The following is an 18,337-nucleotide window of genomic DNA, read 5'->3' as shown; positions in this document are numbered from 1 at the left end:
GAAACTGCTGCCGCGCCCATCGACTACTCCAAGGACCGCATCGCCACCACACGCGACTTCTCCGGCGTGGACATGCCGACCGTCACCGAGCCGATCTCCAACGTTGTGGCCCTGCAGCCGGGACTGACGCGGTCAAGCATCGGCCCGCTCATCGTCGGTTGCGATTCGATGTTCCTCATGGACGGCGAATGCTACGGCAAGCCGCACAGCCCCGAGGTCGCGCGCGAGCGTCTGCGCCGGATGCGCGGTGCCAGCGGCGAGCTGTGGACCGGTCACTGCGTCATCGATTTCGCCAGCGGTCGCGTGGCGCGCGGCGCCAGTCACGCCGTAGTGAAGTTCGGCGATTACTCCGATAAGGACATCGAGCGGTACATCGCCACCGGCGAGCCGCTGGAAGTGGCCGGATCGTTTACTCTTGAAGGCTTCGGCGGCGCGTTCATCGACGGCGTCGAGGGCGACCCGCACGGCATCATTGGCATCAGCCTGCCGCTGCTGCGCAAGCTGGTTAAGGGGCTGGGCGTGGACTGGACCGACCTGTGGAATGTGCAGCGCGGCGAGATCGCCCCGGAATCCGCGGATGCGGCCGGCATCGCGGCGGCCGGCAAGGACAATCTGCCCCCGATCGAGAACGTGCATCAGCCCGGTGACGGTTGGGTGGATTGCGCGTGCGGGCGCAAGCATTGGGGCACCAACGGCGCTTCGGGCATCCTGCTGGCCCGCCGAGATCCGGCGACCGGCAGGGTGACCCATGTGGTGATGCAGCATCGCGCCTCGTGGAGCGCGGAAGGTGGTACCTGGGGCATTCCGGGCGGCGCCACCGCGGACGGCGAGTCGCCGATCGAGGGTGCGCTGCGTGAGAGCTACGAGGAGGCGAACATCACCCCCGAAGACATCGAGGTGGTCGGCTCCTACCGCGAGGACCACGGCCCGTGGGCGTACACCACGGTTTTCGCATTCGAGAAGCCGGGGCATCGCGTTGACCCGCGCCCCAACGACGACGAAAGCAAGGAAATCAGCTGGATTCCGGTTGATCAGGTGCCTTCCTTGAGGCTCCTGACCGCCATGAAGACCGACTGGCCCCGCTTCGCCGCGCGTCTCGATGAGTTGGCGCGGGCTGCTGACTGCCAGTGAATACGACCAGCGCTAATAACTGTTCCGAGGGCTTCGGGTTCGCCGATATGCGAATCAGGCTAGCGCCTTATCGAGCAGTTCGTTAATCGCCTCGTCGCGGGTGATGCCGTGCGCCTGTGCATAAATCGATATCTTTTGCTCGCGGGTGAGTTCGGATTGCGCGAGGCTCCGTCCGAGCGCCTGACGGGTGTATTCGCTGGGCGTGACCTTTTTGGCCTGAGCTGCGGCTTCGACTAGTTTCCAGAGCGCTTCGGGCATACGGATAGTGTGTGCCTTCATGTCCGTGCCGCTGGGAGGGAACGGGTCGTCTTCCCGTGTGAGTGTCGAATCCGGGAATCCGTCTTCAGCCTCTTGCGCCCAGCGTTCGACCATGGCGTCGGTGATTGGTGTGCCATCTTCGGCGATGTATTGCTTCATGCCCGGCTCCATTCTGTGAAAAATCCTTTGGTGAGATAGTTCGCGTGGATGATCACCGGCTCAGGGTCGGCGGTTTCGACGTATACCAGTTCGATAGGTCGGCGTTCCCGGTCGAAGCCGATGACTGCCCACCGAGGTGGGTCGGCATCGTGATCTCGTGTGCGGATTCGTGCTGGTCCTATGCGGGTCGCAAATGCGGTTTCAATCTGTTCTCGGGTCAGCCGATGGGCTTGCAAGGCGTGCGGGTGTATCTCGATATTCGTTTGTTGTTTCTCAGCATACCATGATGTATGACGATTGTCATACGGCTCATGCTGGTTCTTCTGACGGTCGAAATCATGTGGCATAACAGTCCTCCATTGGGCTGATTGGGCTTATCACGGTGCTTGGCGGGCCTCATGGGCCGCGCAACAGTGCGCTGGTGCCCTGACCGTACCGCCGTCACGGCGCTTCCGTCCACCCGAATCGACCTATGTGGTTCCATCTTGCCGAGTTATCCACATTTGCGCCTTAGCGGAGCAATACCGAGGCGGTTCGGGGCGATGGATTCTGCCGTCCGGTCGAGATTTGCCGCCGTATGGGGATGCCGATTCAACGTGCCGGCGAGCGTCCACAACGCTACGGCCCAGCTCGGTAAAACGTGATGCTTGCGATGCGCAGGCTGGCGATCAGCTCAGCAGGAACGCGATGATCGCGATGCCGAGCCGTGAGGCGGACAGTCCGGTGGACTGTCCGTAGGTGAGGGGAGCGGCTGTGCCGCGACGGTTCATCGCGATTCCTCAGCTCAGCAGGAACGCGATGATCGCGATGAACACCGGGCTGGTCATCGTGCTCATCAGGATGCCGTCGCGCGCGAACGTGAGACCCACGTTGTACCGCGCCGCGTAGTTGTACACGTTCTGGCCTGTGGGCAGCGCCGCAAGCACGACGCACGCATAGAGCTCCGGCCCACGGAAGCCCATCATGAAGTACGCCAGCAGGAACGCGATGATCGGCATCACGATGTTCTTCAGCACCGCGACCGTGAAGATGGCCGGCCGATCGCCCTTCTGCTGCAGCGGCTTGGTGCCGTGCAGCGACATGCCGAACGCCATGAGGATCATCGGCACCGCGGATTCGCCAATCATGTTGATGGGGTCGTAGATGAAGTTCGGCACCGGGAACCAGCCGATTTTGGCCGAAACCGCCGAGACCACGATGCCCAGCAGCGAGCCGATGAGCAGCGGCTGATGCAGCGGCTGCTTCAGAATCTCCTTGGCCGAGACCTTGCCCTTGGTGGTCACGTCGAGTACCGTCAGGCCGATCGGTGTGAACAGCGCCTGCTGCATCACCAGGATCGGCGCCACCAGCGCGCCGTTGCCGAGGATGTACGTGGCGACCGGCAGACCGATGTTGTTGGAATTCAGGTACAGCGAGTTCAGCGCGCCGATCGTGGCGTCCGGCGCCTTCAAATGGAAGAACATCTGGTTGAGCACGAGGAATACGACTCCCACCAGCACAGCGGAGAGGAACGCCACGATAATCGACGGGTGGAAGATGTCGAAGATCGGCTCCTTGGCGAGGATCGCGAACATCAGGCACGGACTGGAGACGAAGAACGAGAACCGGTTCAGCACCATCTGCGCGGACGGTCCGCCAATGCGCATGCGTGCCGCCACATAACCCACGAAGATCACGATGCCGATCACGCAGAAACCCTGCATGGCGCTGATGAGACCTGTCATATTCCTCCCTGATTGCAAACCCCAGTGTGGCACACAAAACCGCAAGGTGCGCCGATATCTCAAGTACCGGGCCATCTGCAGGGCCATTTGCCGGGCCGCCGCGCCACCTACCGGGCTGCCTGCCGTGCCGCCTACCCGCGCCGCCTACCGCGCCATCTCAAGTACCGGGCCACCAAGCCCGCACGCAAGGCGCCCCCGCGGTACGCTGGTGACATGACGATCGCATTGAACCCTACCGCCGACCGAACCGAGCAGCTCGCTTCACTGCTCACGCAGATCATGAAGAACTATTCCGTCTCCGACGAGGAAGGCCCGCTCGCCGACGAGATCGAGGCGTTCCTCAAGGAATACCCGCATCTGACGGTCCGTCGTCACGGCGATACGGTGGTGGCCGCCACCGACTTCGGCCGCGAACAGCGTGTGATTCTGGCCGGCCATATCGACACCGTCCCTGTAATCGACAACTTCCCGCCGCGCTGGCTGGAGCCCGGCGACCAGCTCATCCGTCAGGACGTCGCCGAAGCCCATCCCGACGAACGCGTCCTGTGGGGGCGCGGCGCCACGGACATGAAGGCCTCGGACGCGGTCATGCTCTACCTCGCCGCGACCCTCGACGGCACTAGCCCGGAAACCACGCCCACAACCGACCTCACCTACGTCTTCTACGACCATGAAGAGGTCGCCGCCGAGAAGAACGGCCTGAGGAAGGTGGCCGAAACGCACCCCGACTGGATCACCGGCGACTTCGCCATCATCGGTGAGCCCACCAGCTGCGGCATCGAGGGCGGCTGCAACGGCACGATCCGCTTCGACGTCGTCACCCATGGCGTCGCCGCCCATTCCGCCCGCGCGTGGATGGGGGAGAACGCCATCCACAAGGCGGCGGACATCCTCAACCGCCTCAACGCCTATGAGCCGGCCACCGTGAACGTGGACGGACTCGACTACCGCGAGGGCCTCAACGCCACGCTCATCTCCGGGGGCAAGGGTACCAACGTCATCCCGGACGAGTGCCGCGTCCACGTCAACTACCGGTTCGCGCCGGACAAGTCGCTCGCCGAGGCCAAGGCCCTGATGATGGGCGCGGACGCCGGCGCCGAACTCGGTAATGGCGAACATGTGGCCACCGGCGGCGTATTCGAGGGCTACGGCATCGAGATGAAGGACGAGTCGCCGTCCGCTCGCCCGGGCCTCAACGCCACGCTCGCCCAGGACCTCGTCCGATTGGTCCGCGAACGCACCGGCCGCGAGCCGCTCGCCAAGCTTGGTTGGACGGACGTGGCCCGGTTCTCCACGCTCGGCATCCCGGCCGTCAACCTCGGCGCCGGCGACCCGCTGCTCGCCCACAAGCACGACGAGCAGCTGCCCGAGTCCGACCTTACGGCGCTTGCCGATCTGCTCGTTGACTGGCTGGTCTGACGCCCGGCCGGATGCTCGCGCGATGACCGTCCGCCTGATCGTTGCGCCGGTTCGTCAGCCATCCAGCCGTCCGTGGGGCGCCCGTCCTCACCTCCGCGCACGTCGCCTTCCGCCCTCCGCGCACGTCGCTGTCCAGAAGTGTGGCATACTGAAAGACGGCGGTTCTGCATAACCGTCAGCGTGCGAGATGGCGTCGATCCCCTTGCGGCTCTCAAGAATGAGACAACGCAAGCGCCGGTGTCCGCCGTTCGCAGGACAGACTTGAGACGAAGTAGCCTTTACGCAAGCGCGAGTTTGCGCTGCCGTGGTGAGAGTGCGGTGTGAGATGCGTAGGGCCTGGATGGCGTCGCGATGCAGCGCGTCGCGAGGAGCATTGTGCCCACTGACAACCGTGAGGGTTTCGTCAACGACGAAGCCGATAATTCAACCGTATCCAATCCGTCCTCCGCGGCCGGCGAGTACGCTGCCGCAGACGCGCCGGCCCCGGTCCGTCGCCGTCGTGGCGGCCGTCGCGTGGTGCGTGGCACCGGTGCCGCCGGGGCTTCGCTGGAGCTGCAGGTTCAGGAGCATTCCGGCCGTGCGCCTCTCTTCGAGGCGCCGTCGCTGACCGGTCAGTCGGATGACCGGACGGATAAGGACGATTCCGCCGCTGCCGGCCGGGCCGCCGATTTCGACGGTGCGAATGACGCCGATGATGCCGATGACGTGATTCGTGCGCCGCGCCGCTCCCGCGTGCGCCGCGCAGCCGATTTCGAGGACGATGAGCCGCGCCCGCGCCGCCGCTCCCGTCGTACCGTGGACGTTGACGACGATTACGAGGAGGACCGTCCGGCCCGCCGTCGCACCCGTCGTTCGTCCGTGGACCGTGATGGCTATGATGATCGCGATTCGCGCGATGACTACCGTGGCAATCGCTCGGAGCGTGATGGTTCCGGCCACCGTGGCACCCGTGAGGATTCCGACGACGAGCGTCTGCTGGATGCCGTCGATTCGCTGCCCATCGGGCACGACACGGTTCGCCGTGCCAAGCCGATGACCTCGCTGCTGTTCCAGGAACCGGTGCTGCCCGCCGTCTCCCGCAAGGACGAGCGCGATGACCAGGATGCCGAGGACGACGATCACATCGGCAATGACCATATCGACAATACGGAGGACCGTCCGGCCCGCCGTCGCACCCGTCGTTCCCGCACCCAGGACGAGGACTCGCGTTCGGGTGGCCGCCGCAATGGCCGCGGCCACGATTCGCGCGACGATCGCGATGATCAGGACGCTGACGAGGACCGCGATATCCGGTTCGAGCGCGACGATCGCGACGACCATGGCACTGAGGATGACGGGTCCGCACGTACCACTCGTTCCCGTCGCACCCGCCGCGCCGCCGATCGTGACGTCCGCGATGATCGTGATGATCGCGATGACCGCGACGATCAGGACGAGCGCGCGGAAGCCGCCGGCCGTCGTGGCAACCGCCGCCGTTCCGACGACCAGGCATCGGGCCAGACGCCGGACCAGACGGCCGTTGATGCCGGTTCTGCGGAGTCCGGCGATGCCAACGACGCAGGCGACGCCGCCGACACGTCCCGCCGTTCCCGCCGTTCGCGTCGCCTGAACGCGCAGGAGCGCCGCGCCGCCGCCGAGGTCGAGCAGATCGAGGAGGACCTCGAGCTGGACGACATCGCCTACACGCCGATCACCGAGGAGGAGGGTGACGAGGACGCCGACGGCACCCGCACCCGTCGCCGTCGCCGTCGCCGCGGCTCCCGCAGTGAGGCCGTCGTCGAGGCGGAGGCCGAGAACGGCAGCGAGCGTGAGGACGATGAGGCGCGCTCCCGTCGCCGCGAGGACCGCGACCGTGACGAGGAGGACGAGGAGCAGACCGTCACCCGTCGTCGTCGTCGCCGTCGCAGCGGCCGTAACGGCGAAAGCGCGGACGACCAGGGCGGCGAGCAGCTGATTCGCCGCTCCCGCAAGCAGCAGTACATCGACGAGATCACCGACGTCGAGGGTTCCACACGACTGGAGGCCAAGAAGCAGCGCCGTCGCGACAACCGTCGTGAGCGCAGCCGCCAGAGCCAGCTCATGGAGCAGGACTTCCTCGCGCGCCGCGAGAACGTGGACCGCCTCATGGTGGTGCGCGAACGCGACCATCACACCCAGATTTCCGTGGTGGAGGACAACGTGCTCGTGGAGCATTACGTATCCGACATCCAGGAGGTGCAGACCGTCGGCAACATCTACCTCGGACGCGTGCAGAACGTGCTGCCGAGCATGGAGGCTGCGTTCGTGGACATCGGCCAGGCCCGCAACGGCGTGCTGTACGCCGGCGAGGTCAACTGGGACGCCGCGCGTCTCGAGGGCCAGCCGCGCCGCATCGAGCTGGCGTTCAAGTCAGGCGACCCGGTGCTCGTGCAGGTCACGAAGGACCCGATCGGACACAAGGGCGCGCGTCTGACCTCCCAGGTCACGCTCGCCGGCCGTTTCCTCGTGCTCGTGCCGTCCGGCGGCATGACCGGCGTGAGCCGCAAGCTGTCCGAGCGCGAACGTTCGCGCCTGAAGAACATCGTGTCCAAGATCGCCCCGAAGGACATGGGCGTGATCATCCGCACGGCGGCCGAGGGCGCCTCCGAGGAGGCGATCGTCAAGGACCTTGAGTCGCTGGTGCGCCAGTGGGAGCGCATCAACTCCAAGCGTGAGGAATTCTGGCACGGCCGTCGCCCGAAGCTGTTGCAGGGCGAGCCGGACGTGGCCATCCGCGTGGTGCGCGACATCTTCAACGATGACTTCTCCAAGCTCATCGTCGAGGGCGACAAGGTCTACGACCGCATCGAGGAATACCTCGACACGATGGCCCCGGACCTGAAGGACAAGCTGGAGAAGTGGGACCCGGCCGACCACAACGGCAAGGACGTGTTCGACAAGTGGCAGATCGACTCCCAGCTCAGGAAGGGCATGGAGCGTCAGGTCTACCTGCCGTCCGGCGGCTCGATCGTGATCGACCGCACCGAGGCCATGACCACCATCGACGTGAACACCGGTCGTTTCATCGGCAGGGGCAAGTCGTTGGAGGAGACGGTCACGCGATGCAACCTCGAGGCGTCCGAGGAGATCGCCCGCCAGCTGCGTCTGCGCGACATCGGCGGCATGGTGATGATCGATTACGTGGACATGGTCATGCCCGCCAACCGCGATCTGGTGCTGCGCCGTCTTATCGAGTGCCTGGCGCGCGATCGCACCAAGCATCAGGTGGCCGAGGTCACCTCGCTGGGCCTCGTGCAGATGACGCGTAAGCGCATCGGCCAGGGTCTGGTCGAGGCGTTCTCCGAGGAGTGCCCGACCTGCAAGGGCCGTGGCTTCATCCTCCACGACCAGCCCACGGTCTCGGCGGAATACGATGACCCGTACGCCCTGCGCGGCGGCGACCCGTTCGTCAAGACCAACAAGCACGGTCGCGGCACCGCCCCCGCTCCCGAGCCGGCCGGTTCCAGCGCGGACGTCAAGGCCAAGCTGGCCCAGATCGCCGCAGCCGCCGTCGCCGCCAACAACTCCGGCGACCCCAGCTCTGCCGCCTGACGGTGCCGTGAGGCAAAGCGAGCACATCTGGATTATGCCGGCCATGGCAGCTCCGACGGGCGCTGCGCGATGATTGATGTCAATCGTCGTCGACCGCTACCGCCCGTCGTCAAACCGGACGCGACGGACCGAGCGCAAATGGGGTGTCCACAAAGGTCCCACAGCCGTGCCTATACTGGTGTCCCACAACAACACCCATACGGTCACTTTGCGGACGCCCCCCTGAACATCCAGATGGCATCCGGAACCGTGCAAAGAGCACAGCGCCGCCGTTTTCGGCTTGTTCCCGGCAGTTCGGGGGACACGCCGTAACGAGGTCGGTGCTTGACACGCGGACGAAAACCATTTGATTTCGTCCGCGTGTAGGTGTAAATTCGAAACTCGGTGTCTGACCGCAGGCTCGGTGCGTGTTGGGCAAGGAAGCTTTCCAAAACATAAAAGGAATTACTATGTACGCGATTGTGAAGGCCGGTGGCCATCAGGAAAAGGTCGAGGTGGGCGATACCATCCTCGTGAATCGTCTCGACGCCAAGAAGGGCGACACCGTGGAGTTCCCGGTTGCCCTCGTGGTGGATGGCGCCAACGTCACGCTGGCTGCCGCCGATTTGGCTAAGGTGTCCGTCAAGGCCGAGGTCGTTGACGACGAGGCCAAGGGCCCGAAGATCAACATCCAGAAGTTCAAGAACAAGACCGGCGTTGCTCGTCGCAAGGGCCACCGTCAGAAGCTGACCGTCGTCAAGATCACGGCGATCGCCTGAGTCATAGAAAGGACCATGAATCATGGCACATAAGAAGGGTGCGTCCAGCTCTCGTAACGGTCGCGATTCGCAGCCTCAATACCTCGGCGTGAAGAAGTTCGGCGGCGAGGCCGTTGTGGCCGGTAACATCATCGTTCGCCAGCGTGGCACCAACTTCCACCCGGGCCAGAACGTCGGCATGGGCAAGGATCACACGCTGTTCGCCCTGGCCGATGGCTCCGTGAAGTTCGGCATTCGTCGTGACCGCAAGGTCGTCGACGTGATTGCTGCCTGAGCGATTCGTCATCAGCTTGTCAAGCCGCGCCCGTAAGGACGCGGCTTTTTTGTAAGCTTTGCTAAGCTATGTCAGCTTCGTAGGGTTTCGTAGGTTTCATAAGTTTTGCAGGTTTCGTAAGGCGCAAAACACACCACAGGTACGCAAAAGGTACGTAAAGGCACGCATATGAGTGATTTCGTAGATCGAGTGACCGTCCATGTCAAGGGCGGTGACGGCGGCAACGGCTCGGCCGGCATCCGTCGTGAGAAGTTCAAGCCGCTCGCCGGCCCGAATGGCGGCAATGGCGGCGATGGCGGTTCCGTGATTTTCGTGGCGGACCGTAACGCCACCAGTCTGCTGGACTACCGGTTCATGCCGCACCGCACCGCCGGCAGCGGCACGATGGGTCTGGGCGACAACAAGGACGGCTCAAAAGGCGACGACCTGATTCTGCCGGTGCCGTGCGGCACGGTGATCTTCACCGCCAAAGGCGCCCAAAGCGCCGCCAAGCGCCCTGGAGAGCAGCTCGCCGACCTGCGTCACGAGGGCGACCGGTTCGTGGCGGCCCAAGGAGGCAACGGTGGACTCGGCAACATCGCGTTGGCCAACAAGACCCGGCGCGCCCCCGGCTTCGCCCTGCTCGGCGAGCCCGGTGAGGAACGCGACGTGATTCTCGAGCTCAAGTCCATCGCCGACGTGGCGTTGGTGGGCTTCCCGTCGGCGGGCAAGTCGTCCCTGATCGCGGCCATGAGCTCGGCCAAGCCGAAGATCGCCGACTACCCGTTCACCACGCTGGTGCCGAACCTTGGCGTCGTCATCGCCGGCGATTCCCGCTACACCATCGCCGACGTGCCCGGCCTGATTCCTGGTGCATCCGAGGGCAAGGGCCTCGGCCTTGAGTTCCTGCGCCACATCGAGCGCACTGAAATCATTGCCCATGTGATCGATTGCGCCACGCTGGAGCCGGACCGCGACCCGGTGGCCGACTACCAGGCCCTTGAAAAGGAGCTCGCGCTCTACGCGGACAAGCTGGAACTGCCGCTCGGCGCGATTCCGATTCCCGAGCGCCCGCGCATCATCATCCTCAACAAGATCGATGTGCCGGAGGCCAGGGATCTCGCCGATTTCGTGCGCCCAGAATTCGAGAAGCTGGGTCTCAAGGTCTTCGAGATCTCCACCGCATCCCACGAGGGATTGAAGGAGCTCAACTTCGCGCTGTCCGCGTTGGTCAAGGAGATGCGCGAGGAAGTCGCCAACCGCGAGCAGGCCGAGGAGGAGGCCCGCGTGGTCATCAAGCCGCTCGAATCCGGTCGTCGCACCCGCCGTGCCGATCAGGGCGGCACCGCGCTCGACTTCACGGTCGAGCGTCGCGAACTGGGCAACGGCGAGGTCGTCTTCGAGGTGCTCGGCACCAAGCCGGAACGTTGGGTGGTGCAGACCAACTTCGACAACGACGAGGCCGTGGGCTACCTCGCCGACCGTCTGGCCAAGCTGGGCGTCGAGGACGAGCTGCGTCGCAAGGGCGCCCGCCCCGGCGACAACATCCGCATCGGCCGTGGCAACAACGCCGTCGATTTCGATTGGGACCCGACCATCTCCGCCGGCGCGGAGATGCTGGACGGCTCCAACCTCGGCGCGCGTGGCAAGGACCTGCGCCTTGAGGAGCAGGACCCCCGCTCCCGTCGTCGTTCCAACTCCGAACGCCGCGCCCAGTATCACGAGATGATGGACGCCCGCGCCGCCGTGCGCGAGGCGATGATGGCCGAGCGGCTGGCCGGCCACTGGGCCGATCCGTCCATCGACGACGACCGCCACGACACCACCAGTCTGTTCGGCCGTGGCGAGTCCGCGGAGGATGCGGACGGCGCCGACGGCGGCGATGCCGATAATTCGTGAAACGACGATAGTCCGTGAAACAATCCGTGAAACAAGCGGTGCGCATAATCGAGGAATCATGAGCACTCCAAGTCAAGCCGAAGTCCGTCAGGCCATCGCCGGCGCCGGCACCATCGTCGTCAAGGTCGGGTCCAGCTCGCTCACGCAACCGAGCGGGCACCTTGACCCGGACAAACTCGACGCGCTGGTCACCGCGCTGGCCCATGTGCGGTTGATGGGCGCGCGCGTGGTGCTTGTCTCGTCAGGCGCCATCGCCGCCGGCTTTGGCCCGCTGGGCTTCGACGCGCGGCCGTCGGACGTGGCTACCCAGCAGGCTACTGCGGCGGTGGGGCAGGGGCTGCTCATGGCCCGCTACGAGACCGCGTTCGGCCGGTTTGGCATTCATGTTGGGCAGATCCTCATCACCGCCGAGGACACGATTCGCGCCACCCAGTACCGCAACGTGGAGCGCACGCTGGAGCGGCTGCTCGATCTCGGGGTGATTCCGATCATCAATGAGAACGACTCGCTGGCCTCCAACGAGATTCGTTTCGGCGACAACGATCGGCTTTCCGCGCTCATGGCCAATCTGGTACGCGCGGACGCGCTGGTGCTGCTCACGGACGTGGACGCGCTGTACACCGCGCCGCCCTCGCAACCGGGCTCGAAGCGCGTGGCGTACGTGCCCAACGTCGTCGACGCGCTGGGGGATATCCAGGTCTCCGGTTCCGGCTCCAAGGTCGGTACCGGCGGCATGGTCACCAAGCTGGAGGCCGCACGCGTGGCGGCCGTGTCCGGCATCCCCACCGTGCTCACATGCGCCGCGAACGCCGGTCCCGCCATGATGGGCGACCCGGTGGGCACCGTGTTCGCACCGGTCAACGCCCGTGGCTCCGCGCGCCGCCTGTGGATCGGCTTCGCCGCCGACCCACGTGGCACAATCGTCGTCGATGCGGGCGCCGCCCAGGCAATTCGCGGCGGGCGCGCCTCGCTGCTCGCCGCCGGCGCACTCGAGGTTCACGGTGATTTCTCCGCCGGCGACCCGGTGTGGGTGGACTCCGAATCCGGCGAGCATCTGGCCCGCGGACTGGCCGGATTCGATTCCGAGGAGATTCCGCAGATGCTCGGGCGCAACACCGCCCAGCTCAAGCGGTTCCTCGGACCGCAGTTCGCGCATCCGCTGGTGCATCGTGACAACCTCGTGCTCGTGTAGCGGTTGCCGGTAGGGTCTTGCCTTGTATTGTTGTGCTTGGCTGTCGGGCTGTGGCTGGTTGGATGTCGGGCTGCGACGACCAACCGGCCACAGCTGGTCACCTGGCGCTTGACTCTTGCCTTGCCTTGCCTTGCCTTGCCTTGCCTTGCCTTGCCTTGGCTCTTGGTTCTTGGTTCTTGGCTCTTGGTTCTTGATGTCGGACTTGGACGCTTGACTATCGGCTTTGACGTTTGGCTGTCGGATTTCAACGTTTGGCTGTCGGATTTCGACAGTTCGGTGTCGGACCTCGAGCGTTGGCTGTCGGACCTCGACGATTCGGTGTCGGATTTCGTACAAATGCGGTACGAGGCCCGACACTCATGCGTCGAGGTCCGACAGTCAACCGTCGAAATCCGACAGTCAACTATCAAGGTCCGACGCTGAACCGTCGAGGTCCGACAGTTATGTAGCCGGCGCCCTCGCTCTGGCGTTTTCTCGCCCGGTAGTCATACGATAATCATCATGACTATGGCTGATTGGCAGACTTTTTCCGACCGTATCAACACTGTGGCGCCGAGCGCCACCCTCGCCGTCGATTCCAAGGCCAAGGCGATGAAGGCCGCCGGTCTGGACGTCATCGGCTTCGGTGCCGGCGAACCCAACTTCCCGACCCCCGCAAACGTCGTCAAGGCCGCGGCGGACGCATGTCTCGACCCGAAGAACTACAAGTACACCCCGACGCCGGGACTGCCTGAGCTTCGTGATGCGATCGCCGCCAAGGTGCTGCGCGATTCCGGCTACGAAGCCACCGCAGATCAGGTCGTAGTGACCAACGGCGGCAAGCAGGCCGTCTATGAATCCTTCCAGATTCTGCTGAATCCCGGTGACGAGGTCATCATCCCCGCGCCGTACTGGACCAGCTATCCCGAGGCCGTCAAACTCGCCGGAGGTGTGCCGGTCGAGGTGTTCGCCGGCGCGGACGTCAACTTCGAGCCTTCGCTGGAGGCACTGGAAGCCGCGCGTACCGAACGGACCAAGGCCATCATCGTCAACTCGCCGAACAACCCGACCGGTGCCGTCTGGAAGCCTGAGACCGTGAAGGCCATCGGAGCATGGGCCGTCGAGCACCATATCTGGATTATCTCCGACGAGATTTACGAGCACCTGAACTACGACGACGCGCATACCACCTATGTTGGCGCGGCGGTGCCTGAGTGCCGCAACCAGCTGCTGGTTCTCAACGGTGTGGCCAAGACCTACGCCATGCCTGGCTGGCGCGTGGGATGGATGGTGGCTCCGGTCGAGGTGGCCAAGGCCGCCACCAAGCTGCAGGGCCATATGACCTCCAACGTCGCGAACATCTCCCAGCGTGCCGCTCTGGCCGCCGTGTCCGGCCCGTTGGACGAGGTCCATCGCATGCGCGAGGCCTTCGACGTGCGTCGCCGTGCGATTGTGTCCGCACTGAACGACATCGAGGGCGTCCGTTGCCCGACCCCGACCGGCGCGTTCTACGCTTTCGCGGATATCACGGCCCTGCTCGGCAAGCCGCTGGGCTCCAACGGTACCGTGTGCGCCACGTCCGCCGATTTCGCGGCCGCCCTGTTGGACGAGGGCCATGTGGCCGCCGTGCCCGGCGAGGCGTTCGGCGCCCCCGGCTACCTGCGGTTCTCCTACGCCCTCGCCGATGACGATCTGGCCGAAGGCATGCGTCGCATGAAGGCATGGGTCGAAGCGTAAGCACGCGAGTGGTCCGTCCAGCAATTGTCTGACTGGCAATTGTCTGAGTGGTGTTGGCCCCTCTTCCGAGCCCGCTGTCAGCGAAGCTGATTGGGGGAGAGATAAAACTGGAACCCTCAATTGTCAGTGAGACAGACCACTGGATTGCATAGTTGTCGTTGGTGATTTCACGCTTCAAGACACGCCGAAGACTTATCGTCCGTTGATGGTCGCTCATCCCTTGTGTTGAGCGGCCATTCGCGTATTCGACCGCCACGTGTGGCCATCGTGGGCGCAACACGATTTGCCATAATCCAGCTCACCCGCTAATATGTCGATTCGGCGGTTTCGCCATAGCGAAGCGTTCCTTTACGGGGACGTAAGCCGAAGGTGGTTGTCACCTAGGGAAGTGGCGCAATTGGTAGCGCAACGGTCTCCAAAACCGTAGGTTGTGGGTTCGAGTCCCGCCTTCCCTGCCAAGTCTTTCGATAATCAAGTAGCTGACGCGAGGTACAGGAATGGCTAAGACGAGCGGAAACGAAAAGGCAGTCAAGCCGAATGTCTTCATGCGTATCGGTCTGTTCATCAAGCAGATCGTCGACGAGCTTCGTAAGGTCGTGACTCCTACCGCCAAGGGTCTGTTCTTCTGGTCTCTGGCGGTCTTCATCTTCGTGCTGCTGCTTATGGCTCTGGTCACCGGCATGGACTTCGGTCTGGGCAAGCTCATGCTGTGGCTGTTTGGCTGATTTGACCAATCTGAAGGTGAATGACAACGCATGAGTGATGAACTGAATCTCGAGAACCTCGACGCCATCGCGCCCACCGAGGAACCCGCTGCTGAGGCTTCCGAAGCTCCTGCGGCCGAGGAACCGGCTGCTCAGAGCGCGCCGGCCGAGGCAAACATCGAAACCCCTGCTTCCGAATCTGACGAAGCTGGCGAAGCCAGCGAGGCTGAATCTGAGGAGCCCGCTCCGGCTGAGGCTGCTCCGGCGTCATCCGTTGCTCCCGCTTCTGCTGCGGAGCACATCTCCCTGGATGACGACGAAGAAATTGAAATCAACGAGTCCGAGCAGGCCGAAGAAACCGATGCCGGTCAGCAGGCCGTTGATGAGTTCTCCAAGTCCCTCCGTACGCTCGATGGCAAGTGGTACGTGCTCCACACGTACTCCGGCTATGAGAAGCGTGTGAAGACCAACATTGAATCCCGTGTGGCCTCCTTCGGCATGGAAGACCAGATCTTCCAGGTCGAGGTTCCGATGGAAGAGGTCGAGAAGCACACTGAAAAGGGCAAGAAGGTCATCACCCGCGTCCGCGTGCCCGGTTATGTGCTGATTCGCATGTGGCCGGATGAGAACGCCCGCCGCGTCGTTCGCGAGACCGAAGGCGTGACCGGTTTCGTCGGCCCGACCAAGGACCCGGCCCCGCTCTCCCGCAAGGAAGTCGTCCAGATGATGGCTCCGATGATCGCTTCCGAGGCGCTCAAGAAGGCTGGCGATAAGCCTGCCGCCGCCAAGAAGCGCACCGTCGAGGTCTCCTACGCCGTGGGCGATCAGGTCACCGTCACCGATGGTCCGTTCGCCACCATGGCTGCCGTCGTTTCCGACGTGGAGCCCACCACCCAGAAGCTCACTGTGCTCGTGTCCATCTTCGGCCGCGATACGCCTGTGGAGCTCGGTTTCAACCAGGTGCAGAAGCTCGACTGATTGTTGCGAATCGTCAATTGCAAATCGTATGAAAGCCCGACTCCGGTCGGGCTTTGTCGTATCCGGCGGACGGCGTGTTGTCCACTCGGCCTGTCCACTCAGCCTCGCATAATGGAAAAGTTGTGTCTGGAGGGAAGACCCGCTAGCACAGCACAGCAATATAAGTTGCGGGAGGAGACCGACCGCGGCCCAATCCTTATCGAAGACGGATAAATAACGAGTCAAGACCGTAGGCGATAGGCGAGGACCGAGGCAGCGACCATTTGAACCGCGTTATAGAAAGAAGAACCATAATATGGCTCCCAAGAAGAAAGTCTCGGCGCTGATTAAGCTCCAGATCCAGGCTGGCAAGGCCAATCCGGCCCCGCCGCTGGGCCCGGCTCTGGGTTCGCATGGCGTGAACATCATGGACTTCTGCAAGGCGTACAACGCGCAGACGCAGGACAAGATGGGTCAGGTCATCCCTGTCGAGATCACCGTTTACGAGGATCGCTCCTTCACCTTCGTTCTCAAGACCCCGCCGGCCGCGGCTCTGCTCAAGAAGGCCGCCGGCATCGAGAAGGGCACCGAGAACCCGCTGACCCACAAGGTCGGCTCTGTCACCAAGGCGCAGGTTCGCGAAATCGCCGAGACCAAGATGGAAGATCTGTCTGCTCGCGATATCGAGGCCGGCATGAAGATCATCGAGGGCACCGCTCGCTCGATGGGCATCACGGTTACGGACTGATAAGGAGAAGGACAGATGGTAAAGCGTTCCAAGAAGTACCGCGAAGCCGCTGAGCGCGTCGATCGCAACAACCTCTACACCGCCAACGAGGCCATCGCTCTGCTCAAGAGCATGCCCGCTTACAACTTCGACCAGACCGTCGAGGCTGTGTTCCGTCTGAGCGTCGACCCGCGTAAGGCCGACCAGCTCGTGCGTGGCACCGTCAACCTGCCCCACGGCACTGGTAAGACCGCCAAGGTCCTGGTGTTCGCCCGTGGTCCGAAGGCCACCGAGGCCACCGAGGCCGGCGCCGACATCGTCGGTGATGACGACCTGATCGCCAAGGTTCAGGGCGGCTTCCTCGACTTCGATGCCGTGGTCGCCACCCCGGACATGATGGGCAAGGTCGGCCGTCTGGGCCGTGTGCTCGGTCCGCGTGGCCTCATGCCGAACCCGAAGACCGGCACCGTGACCATGGACGTCACCAAGGCCGTCAAGGACATCAAGGGCGGCAAAATCGAGTTCCGCGTCGACAAGAACGGCAACCTCTCCTTCCTCATCGGCAAGATGAGCTTCGACGAGGCCGCTCTGGACGAGAACTTTAAGGCTGTGGCCGACGAGGTCAAGCGTCTGAAGCCTGCCACCGTGAAGGGCCGTTACCTGACCAAGGCGACCATCACCTCCACGATGAACCCGGGCGTTCCGGTTGACCCGAACACCCTGGCCTGAGGCTAAACGCAGTTTCATAGCTTCGTAGCTACTGAGCTGCTGAAAGGGGACTTTCCGCATCTGCGGAAGGTCCCCTTTCGTTTTTGGCTCTGTTAAACCAGCTTTGACATAAGAGGCGAATTGGTGGGTTTGATCTCCGTAGGGAATCAACCCAACCAGAACTTCCGTTGATTCACCCATGTCAATTCTGGTTTAGCAGCCGTCCCTTTTGCCGTTCTTGTGGTTTATCGGTTGGTTATACAACTATGTGATGCGGCTGCATGGGCGGTGCGGGGTGATAGGTGAGGAGCCATGGTGCGTCGCCTCATCGTATTGCTCGAGGATGCGTACCGTTGATGACACCAAGGTGAATTCTTGGGACACACCAGTGAACAGAAGAACTTGCTACCTCAAAGCGACGAAGAAGAGGATATTCTGATATCAGAACAGCGATTTGAGGCTGTTTGCGACACGCCGAAGGAACCGCGTCATTGCAGTGGTTTCGAGGGTATTTCGCGCCCTGATTTGCGTGATTCGCCATCTACGTGTAAGTTTATCTCTTGCTGCCGCTCAGCGAGTGGTTCTTCTCTTGGAGAGCTGTGAGGTGAGAGTGTGGTGGTGGTTTGAGAACTCAAGAGCGTGTTTGTACTACTTCTTTATAGTCAATGATTGCCAGTCCATTGCCTGCCTGCTGGTTTTCTGGTGGGTGCCTGAGAGATGGTTGAATGGTGATGGGGTTTTGTGTGAGAGGTCCTTTTTCCTTATAAAGGATTTTTCTCGTTTTTTTTGTTTTGAGAGTCTGTTTTTCGGGCTTTCTTCATGAAGGTTTTTTTGTGGAGGGTTCGATTCTGGCTCAGGATGAACGCTGGCGGCGTGCTTAACACATGCAAGTCGAACGGGATCCCTGGTTTCGGCCGGGGTGAGAGTGGCGAACGGGTGAGTAATGCGTGACCGACCTGCCCTGTACTGCGGAATAGCTCCTGGAAACGGGTGGTAATGCCGCATGCTCCAATGCACTGCATGGTGTGTTGGGAAAGGTTTTTCCGGTATGGGATGGGGTCGCGTCCTATCAGGTAGTCGGCGGGGTGATGGCCCACCGAGCCTATGACGGGTAGCCGGCCTGAGAGGGCGACCGGCCACATTGGGACTGAGATACGGCCCA

General features: G+C 63.1%; 14 protein-coding genes, 1 tRNA gene, 1 rRNA gene and 1 pseudogene. 14 read left to right on the top strand and 3 right to left on the bottom strand.

Annotation, left to right across the window (positions count from 1 at the left end; genetic code table 11):
- Positions 1–6: 6 nt before the first annotated feature.
- A pseudogene (locus tag BMYO_RS05530) lies at positions 7–1,131 on the top strand (Maf family protein); the annotation flags it as partial.
- 54 nt (positions 1,132–1,185) lie between these two features.
- On the opposite strand, the gene BMYO_RS05525 reads toward BMYO_RS05530, so the two are convergent.
- From BMYO_RS05525 to BMYO_RS05515, 3 genes are all read right to left on the bottom strand, one after another.
- Positions 1,186–1,548 carry a hypothetical protein gene (locus BMYO_RS05525; protein ID WP_140494883.1) on the bottom strand — a complete coding sequence of 121 codons (363 nt, stop codon included), beginning with the start codon at positions 1,546–1,548 and terminating at the stop codon, positions 1,186–1,188.
- Positions 1,545–1,895, bottom strand: coding sequence for a hypothetical protein (locus tag BMYO_RS11855; RefSeq protein WP_094667519.1), 351 nt, complete (start codon positions 1,893–1,895; stop codon positions 1,545–1,547). Before BMYO_RS11855 ends, BMYO_RS05525 begins: the two co-directional genes overlap by 4 nt.
- Positions 1,896–2,327: 432 nt before the next feature.
- A complete protein-coding gene (locus tag BMYO_RS05515; protein ID WP_094667518.1) occupies positions 2,328–3,272 on the bottom strand; it encodes an AEC family transporter in 945 nt (314 codons plus the stop codon).
- A gap of 213 nt (positions 3,273–3,485) precedes the next feature.
- On the opposite strand from BMYO_RS05515, the gene dapE reads away from it, so the two are divergent.
- From dapE to BMYO_RS05445, 13 genes are all read left to right on the top strand, one after another.
- A complete protein-coding gene (gene dapE, locus BMYO_RS05510; RefSeq protein WP_094667517.1) occupies positions 3,486–4,691 on the top strand; it encodes a succinyl-diaminopimelate desuccinylase in 1,206 nt (401 codons plus the stop codon).
- 375 nt (positions 4,692–5,066) lie between these two features.
- The gene (locus BMYO_RS05505; protein ID WP_094667576.1) at positions 5,067–8,261 is read left to right on the top strand and encodes an Rne/Rng family ribonuclease; all 3,195 of its coding nucleotides are present in this window, start codon (positions 5,067–5,069) and stop codon (positions 8,259–8,261) included.
- Positions 8,262–8,710: 449 nt separating this feature from the next.
- The gene (gene rplU, locus BMYO_RS05500; protein ID WP_094667516.1) at positions 8,711–9,019 is read left to right on the top strand and encodes a 50S ribosomal protein L21; all 309 of its coding nucleotides are present in this window, start codon (positions 8,711–8,713) and stop codon (positions 9,017–9,019) included.
- 22 nt (positions 9,020–9,041) lie between these two features.
- Positions 9,042–9,293: a 50S ribosomal protein L27 gene (rpmA, locus tag BMYO_RS05495; RefSeq protein WP_094667515.1), complete on the top strand. Its 252-nt coding sequence runs from the start codon at positions 9,042–9,044 to the stop codon at positions 9,291–9,293.
- Positions 9,294–9,461: 168 nt separating this feature from the next.
- Complete coding sequence (obgE, locus tag BMYO_RS05490; protein WP_094667514.1) at positions 9,462–11,171, top strand: GTPase ObgE; 1,710 nt, start codon at positions 9,462–9,464, stop codon at positions 11,169–11,171.
- A gap of 58 nt (positions 11,172–11,229) precedes the next feature.
- Positions 11,230–12,363 carry a glutamate 5-kinase gene (gene proB, locus BMYO_RS05485; protein ID WP_094667513.1) on the top strand — a complete coding sequence of 378 codons (1,134 nt, stop codon included), beginning with the start codon at positions 11,230–11,232 and terminating at the stop codon, positions 12,361–12,363.
- Positions 12,364–12,870: 507 nt separating this feature from the next.
- A complete protein-coding gene (locus BMYO_RS05480; RefSeq protein ID WP_094667512.1) occupies positions 12,871–14,079 on the top strand; it encodes a pyridoxal phosphate-dependent aminotransferase in 1,209 nt (402 codons plus the stop codon).
- Positions 14,080–14,461: 382 nt separating this feature from the next.
- Positions 14,462–14,537 (top strand) — tRNA-Trp (locus tag BMYO_RS05475).
- A 39-nt stretch (positions 14,538–14,576) separates the two neighbouring features.
- Entirely contained in the window at positions 14,577–14,804 is a 228-nt protein-coding gene (gene secE / locus BMYO_RS05470; protein ID WP_094667511.1) for a preprotein translocase subunit SecE, read from the top strand.
- Positions 14,805–14,834: 30 nt separating this feature from the next.
- Positions 14,835–15,761: a transcription termination/antitermination protein NusG gene (gene nusG, locus BMYO_RS05465; protein WP_094667510.1), complete on the top strand. Its 927-nt coding sequence runs from the start codon at positions 14,835–14,837 to the stop codon at positions 15,759–15,761.
- 295 nt (positions 15,762–16,056) lie between these two features.
- Positions 16,057–16,488: a 50S ribosomal protein L11 gene (gene rplK, locus BMYO_RS05460; RefSeq protein WP_003829785.1), complete on the top strand. Its 432-nt coding sequence runs from the start codon at positions 16,057–16,059 to the stop codon at positions 16,486–16,488.
- A 15-nt stretch (positions 16,489–16,503) separates the two neighbouring features.
- Positions 16,504–17,196, top strand: a complete 693-nt coding sequence (gene rplA, locus BMYO_RS05455; protein ID WP_094667509.1) for a 50S ribosomal protein L1 — start codon at positions 16,504–16,506, stop codon at positions 17,194–17,196.
- An 809-nt stretch (positions 17,197–18,005) separates the two neighbouring features.
- A 16S ribosomal RNA gene (locus BMYO_RS05445) occupies positions 18,006–18,337 on the top strand; the annotation flags it as partial.

The organism is Bifidobacterium myosotis, from assembly GCF_002259745.1.
In the GTDB taxonomy this organism is placed as follows: Bacteria; Actinomycetota; Actinomycetes; order Actinomycetales; family Bifidobacteriaceae; genus Bifidobacterium; species Bifidobacterium myosotis.
This window is presented reverse-complemented; position numbering and strand designations above follow the sequence as displayed.

What these genes read in the sequence shown, in the direction of transcription:
- BMYO_RS05525 (WP_140494883.1), bottom strand. Translation starts at nt 1,548, where the DNA reads ATGAAGCAATACATCGCCGAAGATGGCACACCAATCACCGACGCCATG.
- BMYO_RS11855 (WP_094667519.1), bottom strand. Translation starts at nt 1,895, where the DNA reads ATGCCACATGATTTCGACCGTCAGAAGAACCAGCATGAGCCGTATGAC.
- BMYO_RS05515 (WP_094667518.1), bottom strand. Translation starts at nt 3,272, where the DNA reads ATGACAGGTCTCATCAGCGCCATGCAGGGTTTCTGCGTGATCGGCATC.
- dapE (WP_094667517.1), top strand. Translation starts at nt 3,486, where the DNA reads ATGACGATCGCATTGAACCCTACCGCCGACCGAACCGAGCAGCTCGCT.
- rplU (WP_094667516.1), top strand. Translation starts at nt 8,711, where the DNA reads ATGTACGCGATTGTGAAGGCCGGTGGCCATCAGGAAAAGGTCGAGGTG.
- rpmA (WP_094667515.1), top strand. Translation starts at nt 9,042, where the DNA reads ATGGCACATAAGAAGGGTGCGTCCAGCTCTCGTAACGGTCGCGATTCG.
- obgE (WP_094667514.1), top strand. Translation starts at nt 9,462, where the DNA reads ATGAGTGATTTCGTAGATCGAGTGACCGTCCATGTCAAGGGCGGTGAC.
- proB (WP_094667513.1), top strand. Translation starts at nt 11,230, where the DNA reads ATGAGCACTCCAAGTCAAGCCGAAGTCCGTCAGGCCATCGCCGGCGCC.
- BMYO_RS05480 (WP_094667512.1), top strand. Translation starts at nt 12,871, where the DNA reads ATGGCTGATTGGCAGACTTTTTCCGACCGTATCAACACTGTGGCGCCG.
- secE (WP_094667511.1), top strand. Translation starts at nt 14,577, where the DNA reads ATGGCTAAGACGAGCGGAAACGAAAAGGCAGTCAAGCCGAATGTCTTC.
- nusG (WP_094667510.1), top strand. Translation starts at nt 14,835, where the DNA reads ATGAGTGATGAACTGAATCTCGAGAACCTCGACGCCATCGCGCCCACC.
- rplK (WP_003829785.1), top strand. Translation starts at nt 16,057, where the DNA reads ATGGCTCCCAAGAAGAAAGTCTCGGCGCTGATTAAGCTCCAGATCCAG.
- rplA (WP_094667509.1), top strand. Translation starts at nt 16,504, where the DNA reads ATGGTAAAGCGTTCCAAGAAGTACCGCGAAGCCGCTGAGCGCGTCGAT.